The 20,703-nt window shown below is 63.1% G+C and carries 10 protein-coding genes; 6 read left to right on the top strand and 4 right to left on the bottom strand.

The genetic code is table 11. The features are described from left to right. Positions 1-42: 42 nt before the first annotated feature. The gene (locus J3P90_RS17350) at positions 43-510 is read right to left on the bottom strand and encodes a hypothetical protein (RefSeq protein ID WP_420764767.1); all 468 of its coding nucleotides are present in this window, start codon (positions 508-510) and stop codon (positions 43-45) included. Between the two features lie 483 nt (positions 511-993). Here J3P90_RS17350 and J3P90_RS17345 point away from each other — a divergent pair, with 483 nt between their 5' ends. Together J3P90_RS17345 and J3P90_RS17340 are read left to right on the top strand one after the other, a co-directional pair. Next, the gene (locus J3P90_RS17345) at positions 994-1,917 is read left to right on the top strand and encodes a chemotaxis protein CheV (protein WP_039588994.1); all 924 of its coding nucleotides are present in this window, start codon (positions 994-996) and stop codon (positions 1,915-1,917) included. Positions 1,918-1,988: 71 nt separating this feature from the next. Beyond that, a complete protein-coding gene (locus J3P90_RS17340; protein WP_434610452.1) occupies positions 1,989-2,798 on the top strand; it encodes an MOSC domain-containing protein in 810 nt (269 codons plus the stop codon). Between the two features lie 87 nt (positions 2,799-2,885). Here J3P90_RS17340 and J3P90_RS17335 read toward each other — a convergent pair whose 3' ends face one another. Both J3P90_RS17335 and J3P90_RS17330 read right to left on the bottom strand, forming a co-directional pair. Further along, on the bottom strand, positions 2,886-3,170 hold the full coding sequence (locus tag J3P90_RS17335; RefSeq protein ID WP_003183665.1) for a pyrimidine/purine nucleoside phosphorylase: 285 nt from the start codon (positions 3,168-3,170) through the stop codon (positions 2,886-2,888). A 79-nt stretch (positions 3,171-3,249) separates the two neighbouring features. Beyond that, positions 3,250-3,792 carry an exonuclease domain-containing protein gene (locus J3P90_RS17330; RefSeq protein ID WP_434563176.1) on the bottom strand — a complete coding sequence of 181 codons (543 nt, stop codon included), beginning with the start codon at positions 3,790-3,792 and terminating at the stop codon, positions 3,250-3,252. A gap of 213 nt (positions 3,793-4,005) precedes the next feature. Here J3P90_RS17330 and J3P90_RS17325 point away from each other — a divergent pair, with 213 nt between their 5' ends. The 3 genes from J3P90_RS17325 (at position 4,006) to J3P90_RS17315 (ending at position 6,580) form a co-directional block, all read left to right on the top strand. Continuing rightward, complete coding sequence (locus tag J3P90_RS17325; protein ID WP_434610455.1) at positions 4,006-4,665, top strand: TetR/AcrR family transcriptional regulator; 660 nt, start codon at positions 4,006-4,008, stop codon at positions 4,663-4,665. Between the two features lie 39 nt (positions 4,666-4,704). After that, entirely contained in the window at positions 4,705-5,499 is a 795-nt protein-coding gene (locus J3P90_RS17320; RefSeq protein ID WP_434675113.1) for a substrate-binding periplasmic protein, read from the top strand. Between the two features lie 67 nt (positions 5,500-5,566). After that, positions 5,567-6,580, top strand: a complete 1,014-nt coding sequence (locus J3P90_RS17315; protein ID WP_434675112.1) for a GNAT family N-acetyltransferase — start codon at positions 5,567-5,569, stop codon at positions 6,578-6,580. Positions 6,581-6,680: 100 nt separating this feature from the next. On the opposite strand, the gene J3P90_RS17310 is transcribed toward J3P90_RS17315, so the two are convergent. Then, the gene (locus tag J3P90_RS17310; RefSeq protein WP_039589001.1) at positions 6,681-7,229 is read right to left on the bottom strand and encodes an RNA polymerase factor sigma-70; all 549 of its coding nucleotides are present in this window, start codon (positions 7,227-7,229) and stop codon (positions 6,681-6,683) included. A 282-nt stretch (positions 7,230-7,511) separates the two neighbouring features. Between J3P90_RS17310 and J3P90_RS17305 the strand changes: the two genes are divergently transcribed. Continuing rightward, on the top strand, positions 7,512-20,498 hold the full coding sequence (locus J3P90_RS17305) for a non-ribosomal peptide synthetase (RefSeq protein WP_434675111.1): 12,987 nt from the start codon (positions 7,512-7,514) through the stop codon (positions 20,496-20,498). The last annotated feature ends 205 nt before the right edge of the window (positions 20,499-20,703 follow it).

Here is a 20,703-nt window from a genome sequence, read left to right as displayed (position 1 = left end):
TCCGTGCGCCGGGCACATGGCACCAGGCAGCGAGAGGCAGCTTCATGCTTGTTTCTGGGCGTAGGGCACCAATGCCAGCGGGCGCGGTGGTTGTAACGCCTGACAAGGGCTCTGACCCACCTGGAAGGCGAAGGCTTCGATCAGCGACGTCTGTTCGCTGTTGTCCAGGCCCAGTTTTCCGGTGGTGTGGTCGACCAGCTCCAGCTGCCAGGCCATGAGCGTGAAACAATCCTTGAGCGCGACCAGGGCCTGCTCATGCAGTTCCATGTCCTGCGCATGGCTGAGCAAGCCGTGGATATGCAGTGAAAACTCCGAAACGGCCTCCAGCGCCAGCGCATCGGCCTTGTTTGCCAGCTTCAGCAGCGTGCTGAGCATGCAATCAATGGCGTCTTTATCGTTGCTGATCAATTGCAGGTGGCTCAGGCATTCCTCTGACTTGGCCAAGAGGGTCTCGGCTTCGACCAGGAACTCAGGAAGGCGCTGGCTCCAATTCTTGCGATCGTTCGGCATGCTTATCTCCACAACATCATGTCAGGCGAAAAGTAAATCGCGCGTGGCGAACGGTTGGATCTCATGGCCGACAACGAACCAATACGCCCGGCGCGCCCATGCGATCCGGCAAAGGGCTGCTGTTCGCAAACGATTGCACGGGCGGGATCGGCCGAAAGGCTTGAGGTTCGGTGTCCTGCGATGGCGCACAAAAGCCTGACTCCGTTCAGCAATGAGAATGGCGTCACATTAATGGCTATTGGATAGCGCGAATATCAGGTTGGACCTGATTGTGCCTAGGGGAATCCCTTAGGCAGGGGAACTTCGTGCGCATACCGGAGTCGCGCAGCGAAAAAATAACGGATGAAAAACGGAACGCCAGTAAAGCATGATGTTAATGTGACATCAATCCCCGAAGGGAGTATTTCGTGTCGGGGTCAAGATCCGGCCCCGGCAGCCGATAAGCCTTTACAAGATTCATCCGAACAAGCCCAGGAGTCATCGATGGCCGGCATTCTCGACACAGTAGATCAGCGAACCCAACTGGTGGGTGAGAATCGCCTGGAAATTCTCATGTTTCGCCTGGCAGGGCGGCAATTGTTTGCCATTAACGTGTTCAAGGTCCAGGAAGTGTTGCAACTGCCGAAGCTGACCTTGATGCCCCAGCGCCATCCTTTCGTCTGCGGCGTGGTCAACCTGCGGGGCCAGACGTTGCCAGTCATTGATCTGTCCCAGGCCATCGGCATGCGTCCGCTCGTGCCCGGGCCGAACAGCACCATCATCGTCACCGAGTACAACCGCTCGGTCCAGGCGTTCCTGGTGGGGGGCGTGGACCGCATCGTCAACATGAACTGGGAAGCCATCCTGCCACCGCCGACCAGCGCCGGCCGCGAGCATTACCTGACGGCCATCAGCAAGGTGGACGATCAGTTGGTGGAAATCATCGACGTGGAGAAGGTCCTGGCGGAGATCGTCCCCTACAACGCCAAGGTTTCCCGAGACAAACTCGAAGACCCGGTGCTGGAGCGCGCCCGTGGTCGCGAAGTCTTGCTGGTGGACGATTCCAACGTAGCGCTCTCCCAGTTGCGCGATACCTTGGGCCAGTTGGGCGTGAAGATGCACATCGCCAGCGACGGCTTGAAGGCGTTGAACATGCTCAAGGCCTGGGCTGATTCCGGCGAGGTGATGACTGACAAGCTGCTGATGATCTTCACCGACGCGGAAATGCCAGAGATGGACGGCTATCGCCTGACCACCGAAATCCGTAACGACCCGCGGCTGCGTGGGCTCTATGTGGTGCTGCACACCTCGCTGTCCGGTAGCTTCAACGACTCGATGGTCAAGAAGGTCGGCTGTGACAATTTCCTCTCCAAATTCCAGCCGGACAAGCTCGTTGATGTAGTACGCCAACGGTTGATGCTCGACTGAAGCCAATCCGGGTTTGTTTCATCGACCGGCTCGTATAAGGTTGCGTTTTTTCGCCACCAGGAACGTCGATCATGTTGCGGCTGAGTGCGCTTTACCGTTATCCGTTGAAGTCCGGCAAGGGGCAGCAGGTCCAAGGGATTGGCCTGGACAAGCTCGGGCTCGACGGTGATCGTCGCTGGATGCTGGTGGATGAGGCCAGCGGACGGTTCCTGACCCAGCGAGCAGTGGCGAAAATGAGCCAGCTTTCGGCGCTGTGGAACGAGGCGGGTGGCCTTACGCTCAGTGCGCCGGGCCATGGCGTCATCGAAGTGCCGTTGCCGCCTGCCCACGAAGAACAGCGGCGCGGCGTGATCATCTGGCGCGACACGTTGCGCGTGCCGGATGCGGGCGACGAGGCGGCTGCCTGGGTCAGCGCGTTCATCGGCAATCCTACCCGGCTCGTGCATGTGCCAGTGGAGTTGGCCCGCACCACAGCCGCCGGGTATGGCAAGGACGATGACAAGGTGGCCTTCGCCGACGGTTTTCCCTTGCTGTTGATCGGCCAGGCCTCATTGCAGGACCTGTCTGGCAGGGTAGGTCGCCCGCTGGAAATGCTGCGTTTCCGTCCGAACCTGGTGGTCGAGGGCAGCGAGGCGTTCGCCGAAGATGGTTGGAAGCGTATCCGTATCGGCGATATTGAGTTGCGCGTGGTCAAGCCGTGCTCGCGCTGCATCATGACCACGATCGATCCGCAGACCGGTGAGCGCGATCCGCAGCGCGAGCCTTTCGCGACGTTGCTGCAGTACCGTTCGACCCCGGACGGTGCGATGTTCGGGCAGAACCTGGTCAATGACGGTAATGGCAGCCTGGAAGTGGGCATGCCGGTCGAAGTGCTGGAATAAAAAATGCCCGTGTCATTGGACACGGGCATTTCATTTAACACGCAATCGCTTTTGCCGTGGGGGCAAGCGCCCTCGCTACGGTCCGACTCAGCCGCGATATTCGCACAGGTAAGCCGTGTCGACGGCGACCTTGAGCTGGAACTTGCTGTTGGCCGGGACGTTGAACTGGCTGCCGGCCGCGAAGGTTTCCCAGTCGGTGCTGTCAGGCAGTTTCACGGTCAGGGCGCCGGAAACGACGTGCATGATTTCCCGCTGGGCGGTGCCGAATTCGTATTCGCCCGGTGCCATGACGCCGATGGTCGCGGGGCCTTCGGCAGTGCCGAACGCGATCGACTTGACGGTGCCGTCGAAGTACTCGTTGACTTTGAACATGGGCGATTCCTCGAGAAAGGGCTGAAAAAGGCCGGCCAGTATGCACAAGGCCACACGGGCCGTCATCTGCTACGCCGGGTCAGCCCGTCAGCACCAGAGGCAATAGTCGCGCTGTATTGCGGGCGTCCTCGAGCGCGCGGTGCTGTTGTCCGCAAAATTGCAGCCCGGCCAGTTGCAGCGCGCTATTGAGCCCCAACGGTCGTTCCAACCGGCGGGCCTTGGCAAAACGTTGCTTGAGGTTCATGTGCGGCACTTGGCCGAGGAGGCTGTGCAATCGCTGTTGCTGCCATTCCTGAAGAAGCTGCTTGCGATCGTAGTCGCCCCAACTGACCCAGCCTTCCAGGTTGGGGTGGTAGGGCGCCAGCCAATGTTCGAACGCCGGCCAGACCTCGGTCAGAGGTCCGGCACTGTCGATGTTGGCCTGGCTGATGTGGGTCAGCGAGCGACAGAAAGGGGTGAGCAGCGGTCGCCTCAGCGGCCGTACGAACCGCTGGAAATGATCGATTTCCCGGCCGTCTCGATTCACCAGGGTCGCGCCGATTTCGATAATTTCCATTTCGGTTACCGGCCAGCCACCTTCATCGGTGGTGGCCTCCAGATCAATCACCAGCCAGTGAGGCATTGCAGAGTTCCCGGTATCGACGTGCTGATGGGTTTGAGCGTAGTCAAACCCGGCGCTTGCGCCTAGCCCTATCTTGAGGCGCCGACACGAGGGACCGAGCGCAGGTTCTTGCGCCCGAGCGCTTGCTTGGTTGCCCCGGCCAGCTTAAATTGCCGTGTCACTGCGATTCTGAGAGTGGCCGCGCATTGATCGTTCGACTGAGGAGCAAAGTAGGTGAACGAGCAAAAAGCCTTGGACGTGATGCGTGAGCTGGTCGACGCCGGGCAACTGACCGATCCGGACAGCGCTCGCGGCAAACTGCTCCAGACCGCCGCCCACCTGTTCCGCAACAAAGGCTTCGAGCGCACCACGGTGCGGGATCTGGCCAGCGCCGTGGGCATTCAGTCGGGCAGTATTTTTCATCATTTCAAAAGCAAGGACGAAATTCTGTGGGCGGTGATGGAAGAGACCGTCCGCTACAACACCGCGATGATGCGGGCAGCCCTGGCAGAGGGCGGCAGCATTCGCGAGCGGGTGCTGGCGTTGATCCGCTGTGAATTGCAATCGATCACGGGGGAAAACGGCGAGGCGATGGCGGTGCTGGTCTACGAATGGCGCTCTTTGTCCGAGGAAGGGCAGCGGCAAGTGCTGGCCTTGCGTGATATCTACGAACGTGTGTGGCTTGAAGTCCTGGGAGAGGCCAAGGAGGCCGGGTATATTCGCGGGGACGTATTCGTTACCCGACGTTTCCTGACAGGTGCATTGTCCTGGACCTCCACCTGGTTTCGCGCCGGAGGTAGCCTGAGCCTTGATCAATTGGCTGACCAGGCGCTGATTCTGGTATTGCAAGAAAACGATAAACCAGCGGCTGGCCAAGCGCCTGAAACCGCCTAGCGTGAACAAATTGAACGGACTTCTGAGGGAGTGGTTATCTTGACGTTTTCGCCGATGGGGGTGACCTCGCGCGTTCTGGCTGCTCTGGCCTTGTTATGGATGTTGCCCGTCGAGGCGGCGCAGCTGGTCCGGATCGGTGCGGCACATTTTCCGCCCTATACCGTTCGACCCGAAAAAGGTGCGGACACCGGCCTGCTACCGGAACTGGTCGAGGCGTTGAATCGCGCCCAGGCCGATTACCAGTTTGTGCTCGTCCCTACCTCGATCCCGCGGCGCTTCAATGATTTCAAGCAAGGCCGGATCGACATGGCCATCTTCGAAAACCCTGACTGGGGTTGGCAGGATGTGCCGCATACCACGGTGGACATGGGCCTGGAGGATGCGGAGATCTTCGTGACCCAGCGTTTGCCTGACCGCCAGCAGAGCTATTTCGCGGACCTGCGGGCCAAGCGGCTGGCTCTGTTCAGCGGTTATCACTACGCTTTTGCCGAGTTCAATGCCGATCCCAAGTTCCTGATCGGCCAGTTCAACGCCACGCTGACGTATTCCCATGACAGCAATCTGCAAATGGTCTTGCGTGGGCGCGCGGACGTTGCGCTGGTGACCCGTTCGTACCTCAGCGACTATCTGCTGCGCAATCCTCAAGTCGCTCCGCAACTGCTCGTGTCCGAGCGTATCGACCAGATTTATCACCATTTCGCGCTGCTGCGACCCCAGGCGCCGATCTCCGGGGAGGCGTTTGGGCAATTGCTGGGCAAGTTGAGAGACAGCGGGCAGCTGTTGGAGATTTTCAAGCCCTACCAGATCGAGCTCGTGTCGACCCCTCGCCACTGAGGCGACACTAAATTTCCCCTTCCGGCTCACGTCACACGTTGATTACCGACGAATACGTGAGCCTTCAATGCCTGACCTCAATCCTGCAGCGACGCTGCCCTTGCCCGGCGGTCGCTGCCTGGGCGCCGATGAAACCGAACGTCACCTGAGCCTGATGCTCGAAGGCGCGCCGCTGATCCGGCTGCGCCTGGAACGGGGCGCGCCCTTGCACGTGCATTTGCAGGAAACCAACGGGCGCCCGGTGGGGCCGGCGCTTTGGGCGGCCTGCTATTGGCTGTTTACCCGGGATCCGGGCTGCCAGTGCCTGATCTGGCATCTTGACGAGCGTCCTGGTGAAGCGTTGCTCAGCGGCCTGCTGGTGGGCACCGCGCAACCCAACGAATACGCATGCGAACGTACGCTGTTCTGGCAACTACCGCAGCCCTGGCTGGGGGAGTCGTTCAGTGGCAGTTATCCGCAACAGATGATCATCACCGATGGCAAGCGTCATCCTCGCCGGCCCATCAAGCCTCGGGGCGAGGTGTATCGGCGTTTCGACGCGCGGCTGGGTGCCTGGGTGTCCTTGCGAACCCTTGAAATCGAGCAGGACCTGACGCGTTTCAATCGTTGGCAGAACAGCCCTCGGGTCGCCAGCTTCTGGCAGGGGGAGGGTAGCCTGGAGCAGCACCGGGAGTACTTGGGCAACTTGCAGCACGACCCTCGGGTCTTGACGCTGATCGGCTGTTTCAACGACGAGCCATTCGCCTATTTCGAGGCCTACTGGGCCAAGGAGGATCGAATCGCGCCGTTCTACCAGGCCAACGATTATGACCGTGGCATTCACATGCTGGTGGGCGAGGAACAACACCGTGGCCCGCATAAGGTCGCCAGCTGGCTGTCGGCATTGGTGCACTATCTGTTTCTGGACGATCCGCGCACCCAGCGCGTGGTGGCCGAGCCCCGGGCCGACAACGCCCGCATGATCGGGCATCTGCACAACCAGTGTTTCCACTGCGAAAAGGAATTCGACTTTCCGCACAAGCGAGCGGCGCTGATGATCCTGGGGCGCGAGCGGTTTTTTGACCGGTGTTCGTTGATGTAAATCTCACCGCGTTTCTCAAGGCCCCATCGCGAGCAAGCTCGCTCCTGCACTGCGACGACGCTTGCGTGGGAGTGAGTTGCTCGGTCAGCCCACCGCGGAATCACCGCCGAGCGAAGGTATCTCCACGCACCCCGGACACCTTGCGGCAATGCACCAGGGCATCGCGGATCATGAAGTTCACCAACGTCGGTGAGACCCCCAGCTCCTTGGCGATGTCTTTCTGCGGCACGCCGTGCAGGCGATACATCTCGAAGGCATAGCGGGTGCGGCTCGGCAACTCGGTCAGGGCCTCGGCAATGTGCTCGAGCGTGGAGAAGTTGATGTGAGACGTTTCCGGCGAAGCACCCTGGATCACCACGTTCAGCCCTTCCTCTTCCGGCCCCGAGTATTTCTGTTCCAGCGCTTGCTTGCGGTAATGATCGATGGCCAGGTTGCGCACGATCTGGAACAGATAACTGAGCTGGGCCTTGAAGGACGAGGTGATCTGGGGCGCCGACTGCAACCGGAAAAACGCATCCTGGACCACATCTTCGGCCCGGGACCGGCAGCCCGTGATACGCGCTGCGATCTTGACCAGGATGGTTCGGTTATCGACGAATGCCTGGAGTAGCGGTGAGTCGCACCTGCTTGTGGATACTTGTTCCGTCATGGAATTCACCTTGCTGCAAATAGTTAGCAGGACGACCGGTCCGGCGGACATGTCCTACACATCGACGGCCAAATTAGGCGTAATGATAATTATTGTCAATTGAGAAGAAGAATTATTGATGAAAGGAAGTCCAGCCCGATAGCTGCGACCCGTTGTCGCGGCGCGTGATGGCCTGCAGTTCTGCCACCCGCGTGAGGACAAGGTCGCCGACTAATTATTTGCCGGTGTTATCCGTCCCCATGGGTGACCACTTGCAAGCCGAATTTCAGGCAGGAACCCCCCATGACCGACGCGTTCGAACTTCCCCGCACCCTGGCTCACGCACTCCAGCGCCGCGCCGCGTTGACCCCGGATCAGGTGGCCTTGCGCTTCCTGGCCGATACCCCGGAGCAGGGCGTGGTGTTGAGTTATCGCGACCTGGATCAACGCGCCCGGACCATCGCCGCCGCCTTGCAGGCCGAGGCCCGATTCGCTGATCGAGCGGTGCTGTTGTTCCCCAGCGGCCCGGATTATGTCGCGGCATTCTTCGGTTGCCTGTATGCCGGCGTGATCGCCGTACCGGCCTATCCGCCGGAATCCTCCCGTCGGCATCATCAGGAGCGCTTGCTGTCGATCATCGCCGATGCCGAACCGCGGCTGTTGCTGACCACCGCTGACCTGCGCGACACCTTGCAAGCCATCGAATCGGCACCGCCGGTGCTGTGCGTCGATACGCTCGATCCGACCCGCGCCGAGCAATGGCAAGCGCCGCAGCTGCAACGCGATGACATTGCTTTCCTGCAATACACCTCCGGTTCCACCGCCTTGCCAAAGGGCGTGCAGGTCAGCCACGGCAACCTGGTCGCCAATGAACTGTTGATCCGCCGTGGCTTCGGCATCGATGTGAACCCCGACGATGTCATCGTCAGCTGGCTGCCGCTTTACCACGACATGGGCCTGATTGGCGGCTTGCTACAGCCGATCTTCAGCGGCGTGCCTTGCGTGCTGATGTCGCCGGCCTATTTCCTCGCCCGGCCGTTGCGTTGGCTCGAAGCGATCAGCGAGTACGGGGGCACCATCAGCGGCGGCCCGGACTTCGCCTATCGCTTGTGCAGCGAACGGGTCAGTGAGTCCGCCCTGAGCCGCCTCGACCTGAGTGGCTGGCGCGTGGCCTATTCCGGCTCCGAGCCGATCCGCCTCGACAGCCTGGAGCGCTTTGCCGGGAAATTTGCTGCGTGCGGCTTCACGGCCGACCGTTTCATGGCCTCCTACGGGCTCGCCGAGGCGACGTTGTTCGTGGCCGGCACGCCACGTGGCCGAGGCATCCCATCGATGCGCATGGACGATGCAGCCTTGACGCGAAACCGTGCCGAGCCGGGGCAGGGCTGCGCGGTGATGAGTTGTGGCGTGAGCCAGCCGGATCATGCGGTGCTGATTGTCGAACCCAACACCCTGCAACCGCTGGCCGACAGCCAGGTGGGCGAGGTCTGGGCCGCCGGCCCGAGCATCGCCCACGGTTACTGGCGCAACCCCGAGGCCAGCGCCAAGACCTTCGTCCAGCATGACGGCCGCACTTGGCTGCGCACCGGCGACCTGGGTTTTATGCGCGAAGGCGAGCTGTACATCACCGGCCGCCTGAAGGACATGCTGATCGTGCGCGGGCACAACCTCTACCCCCAGGACATCGAGCAAACCATCGAACGGGAAGTGGAAGTGGTGCGCAAAGGACGGGTTGCCGCCTTCGCCGTCGATGAGGCGGGCGAGGAAGGCATCGGCATCGCTGCTGAAATCAGCCGCAGCGTGCAGAAGATCCTGCCCCCCGACGCCTTGATCAACGCGATTCGCCAGGCCGTGGCCGATGCCTGCCAGCAAGCGCCGAGCGTGGTGGTGCTGCTCAACCCGGGGGCGCTGCCCAAGACGTCCAGCGGCAAACTGCAACGTTCGGCGTGCCGCGCCCGGTTGGCGGACGCCAGCCTCGACAGCTATGCACGGTTCCCCTCGGCCAAGGCTGAAACCGGCGATGAAACCGCGCCATCATCCGAGCTGCAAGAACTGATCGGCCGCCTCTGGTGCGAGCAGCTACACGTTGAGCGGGTTCGTGGCGACGATCATTTTTTCCTGTTGGGCGGCAACTCCATCGCAGCCACCCAGGTCATTGCACGGCTGCGTGAAGTGCTTGGTCTGGAACTCAACCTGCGCCTGCTCTTCGAAGCGCCAACCCTGGACGCGTTCGCGACGGCAGTGGCAAATCTGCAACAGGACGGCGGCCAGGCCCAAGGCGCCATCAAAGCGTTGGCGCGCGATGAAGCCCTGCCGCAGTCCCTGGCCCAGAACCGTTTGTGGCTGACCTGGCAGCTGGACCCTGCCAGCCGCGCCTACAACATCCCCGGCGCCCTGCGCCTGCGCGGTGAGTTGGACGAACAAGCGCTGCGCGCCAGCCTCCAACAATTGACCGAGCGCCATGAATCCTTGCGCACACGGTTCCTGGAGCGCGACGGCGTGGCCCTGCAGCGGATCGATCCGGCCGGCGAGTTCAATCTGCAGGTGATCGACCTCAGCGACGTGGCCACCAATCAACGCGAAGCCCAGGCCCAGCGTATCCGCGAAGACGAAGCAGCCACTCAATTCGACTTGGAAAAAGGCCCGCTGCTGCGGGTCGCCTTGCTGCGCCTGGCGGAAGACGATCACCTGCTGTTGGTGACGATGCACCACATCATTGCCGATGGCTGGTCGATGAATGTGTTGATCGAAGAATTCTCGCGACTGTACGCCGCAGCGTCCCAAGGACAAATCGCCGCGCTGGCGCCGTTGCCGCTGCAATACGCCGACTACGGCAGTTGGCAACGGCAATGGCTTGCCCAGGGCGAAGCCGATCGCCAACTGGCGTATTGGAAACAGCAGTTGGGCGACGAGCACCCGACCCTGGCGCTGGGCACCGACCACCCGCGCAGTGCCCAACTGCGTCGCAGCGCCTCGCGCCATAGCCTGCGCGTGGACAAGTCACTCAGTGATGCTCTGCGCCAGATCGCCCAGGCCCATGACGCGACGGTGTTCATGCTGTTGCTGGCGGCGTTCCAGGCCTTGTTGCAGCGCTACACCGGTCAGTCCGACATTCGCGTCGGCGTACCCAACGCCAACCGCCCGCGCCTGGAAACCCAAGGCTTGATCGGTTTTTTCATCAACACTCAGGTGCTGCGTGCGCAAACCGATTCGCGTCAACCCTTCGCCGCGCTGCTGGCCCAGGCCCGGGAGGCGACGCTCGCCGCCCAGGCCCATCAGGACCTGCCCTTCGAACAGCTGTTGGAAGCCTTTCCCCAGGCTCGCGATCAAGGTCTGTTCCAGGTGATGTTCAACCACCAGCAGCGGGACCTCGGCGCGTTGCGGCGTCTGCCGGGACTGTTGGCGGATGAGTTGCCATGGCACAGCCGCGAGGCCAAGTTCGACCTGCAGTTGCACAGCGAAGAAGACCGCAACGGTCGGCTGACACTGTCGTTCGACTACGCAGACGAGTTGTTCGAGGCGGCAACCGTCGCGCGCCTGGCCGAGCACTTTTGCAGTTTGCTGCGGGCGGTCTGCGCTGATCCGCAGCAGGCCCTGGGCGATTTGCCGTTGTTGAGCGCCGATGAACTCGCCCAGCAGCAGCGTTGGGCGGCGGCACCCTGCGCGCCCGCCACGCAATGGCTCCCGGAACTGCTTAATGACCAGGCCCGGCTCACACCGCAACGCAGGGCATTGCAGTGGGATGGCGGCTCGCTGGACTACGCTGAACTGCACGCCCAGGCCAATCGGCTGGCTCATTATCTTCGGGACAAAGGCGTGGGCCCGGACGTGTGCGTGGCGATTGCCGCCGAGCGCTCGCCGCAATTGCTTGTTGGCGTGCTGGCGATCATCAAGGCAGGTGGCGCCTACGTGCCGCTGGATGTCGATTACCCGAGCGAACGCCTGGCCTACATGCTCCACGACAGCGGCGTCGATCTGCTGCTGACCCAAACCGCGCTGCTCGAACGCTTGCCGGCCTGCGAGGGCGTCAGCGTCATCGCCATGGATGCGCTGCACCTGGAGCAATGGCCGAGCAACCCGCCGCGGTTGCACCTGCACGGCGATCATCTGGCCTACGTGATCTACACCTCCGGCTCGACCGGCCAACCCAAGGGTGTCGGCAATACCCACGCGGCCCTGGCTGAACGCTTGCAGTGGATGCAGGCCGCCTATGAGCTGGATGAAACCGACGTGTTGATGCAAAAGGCGCCGATCAGTTTCGACGTGTCGGTGTGGGAGTGCTTCTGGCCGCTGATCACCGGCAGCCGATTGGTCCTGGCCGGCCCGGGGGAACACCGCGACCCGCACCGCATCGCTCAATTGGTCGAACAGTTTGGCGTAACCACGCTGCATTTCGTCCCGCCGTTGCTCAGCCTGTTTATTGACGAGCCGTTGAGCGCCCGTTGCACCAGCCTGCGGCGGATTTTCTCCGGGGGCGAAGCCTTGCCAGCCGAATTGCGTAACCGGGTGCTGGCGCAGTTGCCGGCGGCGCAATTGCACAACCGTTATGGCCCGACCGAAACCGCGATCAACGTCACTCATTGGCACTGCACCGCAGACGATGGCGAGCGCTCGCCCATCGGCCGGCCCTTGGCTAACGTGCTGTGCCGCATCCTCGACAGTGAACTCAATCCCGTGCCCGCCGGCGTGCCGGGTGAGCTGTGCATCGGTGGCCTGGGCCTGGCCCGGGGTTACCTCGGGCGCCCCGGGTTGACCGCGGAGCGCTTCGTCGCCGACCCCCAAGGGCTGGCGGGCGCGCGGCTCTACCGGACCGGGGACCGGGCGCGCTGGGGTGCCGACGGCGTCATCGAATACCTCGGCCGCCTCGATCAGCAGGTGAAGCTGCGCGGTTTCCGCGTCGAACCTCAGGAAATCGAGGCGCGGTTGCTGGCCCAGGACGGCGTCGCCCAGGCGGCGGTGCTGGTGCGCGATACGGCGGCCGGTCCGCAGTTGATCGGCTATTACACCGCAGCAGTCCTTGATGAAGACGATATCGTCCAGGCCGCGCGCTTGAAAAACGCCCTTGCCAGTGAGCTGCCTGACTACATGGTGCCCGCCCAACTGCTGCGCCTGGACGCCATGCCCCTGAGCCCGAGCGGCAAGCTCGACCGTCGTGCCTTGCCCGAGCCGCAATGGCAGGTGCGCGAACACGTCGAACCGGCCAGCGCTCTCGAACAGCAGATCGCCGCGATCTGGCGCGACGTGCTGGGCCTTGCCCGCGTCGGCTTGAGGGACGATTTTTTCGCCCTGGGCGGCCATTCGTTGCTGGCGACCCAGATCATTTCCCGTACGCGCCAGGCCTGCGATGTCGAGCTGCCGTTGCGTGCGTTGTTCGAAGCCAGTGAGCTGGGAGCGTTCGCCGAGCAAGTGCGGTTGATCCAGGCCAGCGGCCGGACCAACCGTCAGCCGCCGATCGAGAAAGTCGACCGCAGCCAACCGGTGCCGTTGTCCTATTCCCAGCAACGCATGTGGTTCCTCTGGCAGATGGAACCGCATAGCCCGGCCTACAACGTCGGTGGCATGGCGCGGCTGCGCGGGGTGCTGGATGTCGGGCGCTTCGAAGCGGCGTTGCAGGCGTTGATCCTGCGCCATGAAACCTTGCGCACCACGTTCCCGAGCGTCGACGGCGTGCCTCGCCAGCACGTACACGACGAGACGGGCCTGCGCATGGACTGGAAGGACTTCTCCATGCTCGACGCCGACATTCGCCAGCAACGGGTGCAGCAACTGGCCGACAGCGAAGCTCACGAGCCCTTTGACCTGGAAACCGGGCCGCTGCTGCGGGCCTGCCTGGTCAAGACCGCCGAGCACGAACATTACCTGGTGCTGACGCTGCATCACATCGTCACCGAGGGCTGGGCGATGGACATCTTCGCCCGGGAGCTAAGCGCGCTGTACGAAGCCTTTATCGATGATCGCGAGTCGCCGCTGGAACCGTTGCCGGTGCAGTACCTGGACTACAGCGCCTGGCAGCGCCAGTGGTTGGAATCCGGCGAGCGCCAACGCCAACTCGATTACTGGACCGCGCAGCTGGGCCGCGAACATCCCTTGCTGGAATTGCCGGGGGACCGCCCGCGTCCGCCGGTACAAAGCCATCGCGGCGAACTGTTCCGTTTCGACCTCAGCGATGACTTGGCCGCACGGGTTCGTGCCTTCAACGCCGAGCATGGCTTGACCCTTTTCATGACGATGACCGCTGCCCTGGCCGTGCTGCTCTATCGCTACAGCGGCCAGACCGACCTGCGCATCGGCGCGCCGGTGGCCAACCGCATCCGTCCGGAAAGTGAAGGGTTGATCGGCGCGTTCCTCAACACCCAAGTGCTGCGTTGCCAACTCGACGGGCAGATGTCCGTTGGCGAGCTATTGGAGCAGGTGCGCCACACCGTGATCGAGGGCCAGTCCCACCAGGACCTGCCGTTCGATCATCTGGTGGAAGCGTTGCAGCCACCGCGCAGCGCGGCGTACAACCCGCTGTTCCAGGTGATGTGCAACGTGCAGCGGTGGGAATTCCAACAAAGCCGCACGCTGGCCGGCATGAGCGTCGACTATCTGGTCAACGATGCGCGGGCCACCAAGTTCGACCTCAACCTGGAAGTCACCGATCTGGATCGGCGCCTGGGTTGCTGCCTGACCTACAGCACCGATTTGTTCGACGAGCCACGCATTGCCCGCATGGCCGGGCACTGGCGCAACCTGTTGGAAGCGCTGCTGGTGGATCCGGCCCGGCGGCTGAGCGAGCTGCCGTTGCTGGAGGCCGGCGAACAGCGGCAGTTACTCGGGAGTCTGGGCGAAGAACCGGGCGAGCATCGCCTGGATCGATGCATCCATTCATTGTTCGAAGAACAGGCCAGGGTGCGCCCGGACGCGCCGGCGCTGACGTTCGCCGAGCAAGCCCTGACCTATGGCGAACTCGAACGCCGGGCCAATCGCCTGGCCTGGATGTTGCGCGAACGTGGTGTCGGGCCTCAGGTTCGCGTGGGCCTGGCCTTGGAGCGCTCGCTGGAAATGGTCGTTGGCTTGCTGGCGATCCTCAAGGCGGGTGGCGCCTACGTGCCGCTGGATCCGGAATACCCGCTGGACCGCTTGCTCTACATGATCGAGGACAGCGGCGTCGGTCTGTTGCTCAGCGATCGGGCCATGTTCCAGGCCCTAGGCCCACTGCCGGAAGGCGTGCAGCGCTGGTGCCTGGAAGACGACAGCGCGGCCGTGGCGGATTACCCCGACCAGTCGCCAGGGCTGATCAATCTGCCGCAACACCAGGCTTACTTGATCTACACCTCCGGCTCCACCGGCAAACCCAAGGGTGTGGTGGTGTCCCACGGCGAAATCGCCATGCATTGCCAGGCGGTGATCCAGCGCTTCGGCATGCGCCCCGAAGACTGCGAGCTGCATTTCTATTCGATCAATTTCGACGCCGCCACCGAGCGCTTGCTGGTGCCCTTGCTCAGCGGGGCCCACGTGGTGCTGCGCGCTCAGGGCCAGTGGGATGCCGAGGAAATCTGCGGCCTGATTCGCCAACACCGCATCAATATCCTCGGTTTCACCCCCAGCTATGGCAGCCAATTGGCGCAATGGCTGGCGACCCAGGGCCAGACGCTGCCGGTGCGCATGTGCATCACCGGTGGTGAGGCCCTGACTGGCGAGCATTTGCAGCGCATCCGCGCCGCGTTCAGCCCGGATCTATTCTTCAATGCCTACGGCCCGACCGAAACGGTGGTCATGCCGCTGGCGAGCCTCGCCCCGGAGCGACTGGAGGAGGGCGCCGGCAGCGTGCCCATCGGCAGCGTGATCGGGGCTCGGGTCGCCTACGTTCTCGACGCCGACCTGGCATTGGTGCCGCAGGGCGCGACCGGTGAGTTGTACGTTGGCGGCGCCGGGCTGGCCCAGGGTTATCACCAGCGCCCGGGCATGACCGCCGAGCGTTTCGTCGCCGACCCGTTTGCCGCCCATGGCGGACGGTTGTATCGCACTGGCGATTTGGTGCGCCAGCGCGCCGACGGCCAGGTGGAGTACCTTGGACGCATCGACCATCAGGTGAAGATTCGGGGTTTCCGCATCGAGCTGGGGGAAATCGAAAACCGTTTGTTGGAGCACGATGCCGTGCGCGAGGCCGTGGTACTGGCCCTGGACATGCCCGGCGGCAAGCAACTGGCCGGTTATCTGGCCACCGACATCGCCGCTCAGGACGCCGCCGGGCAAGCGGCGCTGCGCGAAGCGCTGAAGAACCACCTCAAGGCGCAACTGCCGGACTACATGGTGCCCGCGCACTTGATCCTGCTGGCGAGCATGCCGCTGACCGCCAACGGCAAGCTCGACCGCCGCGCCTTGCCGATGCCGGATCCGGAGCTCAATCGCCAACAATACGTGGCGCCGAGCAATGCCTTGGAGCAAGCGCTGGCGGCAATCTGGTGCGACGTGCTGAACGTGAAGCAGGTCGGCCTCAACGACAACTTCTTCGAGCTGGGCGGCGATTCGATCCTGTCGATCCAGGTCGTCAGCCGGGCCCGGCAACAGGGCCTCCACTTCACGCCACGCGACCTGTTCCAGCACCAGACCGTGCAGGCCCTGGCGGCGGTCGCGACTCGCAGCGAACAGGTGAGCGCCGAGCAAGGGTTGTTGAGCGGTGAGTCGGGGCTGACGCCGATCCAGCACTGGTTCTTGGCCAACGAAATACCCAACCGTGAACATTGGAACCAGGCGTTGTTGCTGGAGCCGACCACGCCCTTGGAAGCGGATGCTCTGGAGCAAGCGTTGCGCGCCGTTTTCGAGCAGCACGACGCCTTGCGCCTGGGCTTTGGCAACAGCGCCGGTCAGTGGCGCGCCGAGCATCAGCCAGTGTTCGAGGGAACGCTGCTGGAGACGGTATCGGTGGGCTCGCCGCACGCCTGCGAAGCCGTGTTTGCCCAGGCTCAGCGTGGCTTCGAACTGGCGACTGGGCCGCTGCTGCGGGCCGTGCTGGCGCAGCTACCGGACGGTCGGCAGCGCCTGCTGATCGCGATTCACCACCTGGTGGTGGACGGTGTGTCATGGCGGGTGCTGATGGACGATCTGCAAACGGCTTACCGCCAATGCGTCGCCGGACAAACGCTGCAATTGCCAGCCAAGACCAGCCCTTTGCGTGATTGGGCCGCGCGTTTGCGGGCCTACGCCGGTAGCGAATCCCTGCGCGAGGAAATGAGCTGGTGGCAAGGTCAGTTAAGTGGCCCGCAGGTGACACTGCCTTGCGCGCGGCCCGACGGCGGGCGGCAGGAACGGCATGCCGACATCGTCAGCCTGCGCCTGGACGCCGAGCGCACCCGGCAATTGCTGCAACAGGCGCCCAGTGCCTACCGCACCCAGGTCAATGACCTGTTGCTCACGGCGCTGGCCCGGGTGCTGTGCCGTTGGAGCAATCACGATTCGGCGTTGGTCCAGCTCGAAGGTCATGGTCGCGAGGCGCTGTTCGATGACATCGACCTGACTCGCACCGTGGGATGGTTTACCAGTGTCTATCCGCTGCGCCTGAGCCCATCGGCCGATGATATCGGCACCTCGATCAAAGCCATCAAGGAGCAACTGCGCGCCGTGCCCCATAAGGGCCTCGGCTATGGCGTGCTGCGTTACCTGACAGACAGCGGCACCCGCGAGGCGATGGCCGGCCTGCCGCAAGCGATGGTCACTTTCAACTACCTCGGCCAGCTCGACCATGCCCTCGGCCAGGACGCGCTGTTCCAACCGCTGGACGAGCCGCTTGGCGCGATTCACGACCCCGACGCTCCGCTGCCCAACGAACTGAGCCTCGACTGCCAGGTCAGCGGCGGCGAACTGGCGCTGCGCTGGACCTTCAGTGCCGAGCGCCATGACCGCCAGAGCATCGCCGTGCTGGCCAACGCTTACCTCGACGAACTGCAGCACTTGATCGAACACTGCTTGACGGACGAGGCGGGCGGCCTGACGCCGTCGGACTTCCCGCTGGCGAAACTGACCCAGGCGCAACTGGACAACCTGCCGGTGCCGGCCGCGGAGATCGAAGACGTCTACCCATTGACGCCGATGCAGGAAGGCATGCTGCTGCACACCTTGCTGGAACCGGGCACGGGCCTGTACTACATGCAGGACCGCTACCGCATCAACAGTGAACTCGACCCTCAGCGTTTCGCCCAAGCCTGGCAGGCGGTGATCGCCCGTCACGAAGCTTTGCGCGCCTCGTTCTGCTGGAATGTCGGTGAAGACATGCTGCAGGTCATCCACAAACCCGGCCGCACGCCGGTGCAATACCTCGACTGGACGCAAGTACCCGACGACGCCCAGGAGCCCAAACTCCAGGCGCTGCTCAAGAGCGAACGGGAGGCCGGTTTCGATCTGTTGAACGAGGCGCCGTTCCACTTGCGCTTGATCCGGGTTGGCGCGGCGCGTTACTGGTTCATGATGAGCAACCACCACATCCTCATCGATGCGTGGTGCCGTTCGCTGCTGATGGACGATTTCTTCGAAATCTACACGGCCCTTGGCGAACAGCGCGAGCCCCACCTGGCCGTGCCGCCGCGCTATCGCGACTACATCGGTTGGCTGCAACACCAGAGCCTGGCCGAAGCCCGGCAGTGGTGGCAGAAGAACCTGCAAGGCTTCGAGCGGACCACGCCGATCCCCGCGGATCGACCGTTCCTGCGCGAGCACGCCGGTGACAGCGGCGGCATGGTCGTCGGCGATTGCTACACCCGGCTCGACGTTCGAGACGGTGCGCGTTTGCGCGAGCTGGCCCAGGCCCATCAGCTGACCGTCAATACCTTCGCCCAGGCCGCGTGGGCCTTGGTGCTGCGTAGGGTCAGCGGCGATCGCGACGTGCTGTTCGGCGTCACCGTGGCCGGCCGTCCGGTGGAGCTGCCGCACATGCAGCGCACGGTGGGGCTGTTCATCAACAGCGTCGCCTTGCGAGTGCAGATTCCGTCGGATGACCAGCGTTGCAGCGTGCGCCAATGGCTCAACGGTTTGCTGGACAGCAACATGCAACTGCGCGAGTACGAATACCTGCCGCTGGTGAGCATCCAGGAGGTCAGCGAACTGCCCAAGGGTCAGCCGTTGTTCGACAGCCTGTTCGTGTTCGAGAACGCGCCGGTGGAAGTCTCGGTGCTGGACCGCGCCCAGAGCCTCAACGCCACCTCGGATTCAGGGCGCACCCACACCAACTTCCCGCTGACGGCGGTGTGTTACCCGGGCGACGATCTCGGACTGCACCTGTCCTACGACCAGCGTTACTTCAATGAGTCGACGGTCCAGGGGCTGCTGGGTGAGTTCAAGCGATTGCTGCTGGCGTTGATCGAAGGTTTCCACGGTGACATGGCCGAGCTGGCGCTGATCGGGTCTGAAGAAAAGACTTTCCTCATCGAGGGCTGCAACCAGAGTGAACGTGCCTATCCGCTGGAGCAGAGTTACGTGGAGCTGTTCGAGGCCCGGGTGGCGGCTCATCCGCAACGCATTGCCGCCAGTTGCCAGGACGACAGCTGGACTTACGCCGCGTTGAACGTACGCAGCAACCGCCTCGGTCATGGGCTGATCGAGGCGGGCGTCGGTCTCGACCAGCCGGTGGCGCTGCTGGCCGAGCGCGGCCTGGACTTGCTGGGCATGATCATCGGCAGCTTCAAGGCCGGCGGCGGTTACCTGCCGCTGGACCCAGGCCTGCCGAGCCAGCGCCTGAGCCGCATCATCGAGCTGAGCCGCACGCCGTTGCTGGTCTGCACGAGAGCTTGTCGCGAACAGGCGTTGGCCTTGCTGGAAGAGTTCGCCTGTGCCGGGCGGCCGAAGCTGCTGGTCTGGGAAGACGTCCAGGCCAGTGATATGGCAGTGGACAATCCTGGCGTTTACAGCGGGCCGGACAACCTCGCCTATGTGATCTACACCTCTGGCTCCACCGGCTTGCCCAAAGGCGTGATGGTGCAGCAGCGCGGCATGCTCAACAACCAGCTCAGCAAAGTGCCGTACCTGGCGCTGGATGAAACGGACGTGATCGCCCAGACCGCGTCCCAGAGCTTCGATATTTCGGTGTGGCAGTTCCTGACCGCCCCGTTGTTCGGCGCCCGGGTGGACATCGTGCCCAATGCCATCGCCCACGATCCCCAAGGACTGTTGGACCATGTGGGTCGTCAGGGCATTACCGTGCTGGAAAGCGTGCCTTCGTTGATCCAGGGCATGCTCGCCCAGGAGCACACCGGTCTGGATGGGTTGCGCTGGATGCTGCCCACCGGCGAAGCGATGCCACCGGAGCTGGCCCATCAATGGCTGGTGCGTTACCCCGACATCGCCCTGGTGAATGCCTACGGACCGGCGGAATGTTCCGATGACGTGGCGTTCTTCCGGGTCGACATGGCCTCGACCCGTGGCACCTACCTGCCCATCGGCACGCCGACCGACAACAACCGTTTGTACGTGCTCGACGGCGCGCTGGAACTGGTGCCATTGGGCGCGGTGGGCGAGTTGTGCGTCGCCGGCACCGGAGTGGGGCGTGGTTATGTCAGCGATCCGTTGCGTACGGCGCCGGTCTTCGTGCCCAACCCGTTCGGCGCACCGGGCGAGCGGCTGTACCGCACTGGCGACCTGGCGCGCCGCCGCAGCGATGGCGTGCTGGAATACGTCGGGCGCATCGATCATCAAGTGAAGATCCGCGGTTACCGCATCGAACTGGGGGAAATCGAAGCACGGCTGCATGAGCAGCCCGAAGTCCGCGACGCGGCGGTCGGGGTGCAGGAGGGCGTCAATGGCAAGCATCTGGTGGGCTATCTGGTTGCTGCCGACTCGACGCTCAGCCCGAGCGAACGCCTGGATCGGATCAAACAGCGCCTGCGCAGCGAGCTGCCCGAATACATGGTGCCGCTGCACTGGCTGTGGCTCGACCGCTTGCCCCTCAATGCCAACGGCAAGCTCGATCGCAAGGGGCTGCCGGCGTTGGAAATCGGCCAGTTGCACGGTCACGACTACCAGGCGCCCGCCAATGCGCTGGAGCAGACCCTGGCGGATATCTGGGCCGAAGTGTTGAAGGTCGAGCGGGTGGGGGCGCGGGACAATTTCCTTGAGCTGGGCGGGCACTCCTTGCTGGCGACACAAATTGCCTCCCGCGTGCAGAAGGCCTTGCAACGCAACGTGCCGCTCAGGGCGATGTTCGAGTGCAGCACCGTGGAGCAATTGGCTGAATACATTGCGGGGTTGCAAGCCAGCGAAATGACCGAGGAGAAAGTGGACCGGTTGAATGATCTGATGGCGGAGTTGGAGGGGTTGTAGTGCTGTGATGCCTGTAGCGGCCTCATCGCGACAGGCTCGCTCCCACAATGGATCGGAGTCCAGAGATCAAAATGTGAGCGAGCCTGCTCGCGATGGGGGGCGAGACTTTTGTCGCGGTTTTGCGATCGAACCGTCGAGCTATCGTCAGTGGCTGCGTTTATCTACTGTCAGACCTTACAGGTCGTTACGAAGCGGTTTAGGCCAG

It is taken from the genome of Pseudomonas sp. D3-10, from assembly GCF_051132175.1.
Classification (GTDB): domain Bacteria; phylum Pseudomonadota; class Gammaproteobacteria; order Pseudomonadales; family Pseudomonadaceae; genus Aquipseudomonas.
Note: the sequence above shows the minus strand (reverse complement) of the source record. Positions and strands in the feature narration are given on the sequence as shown.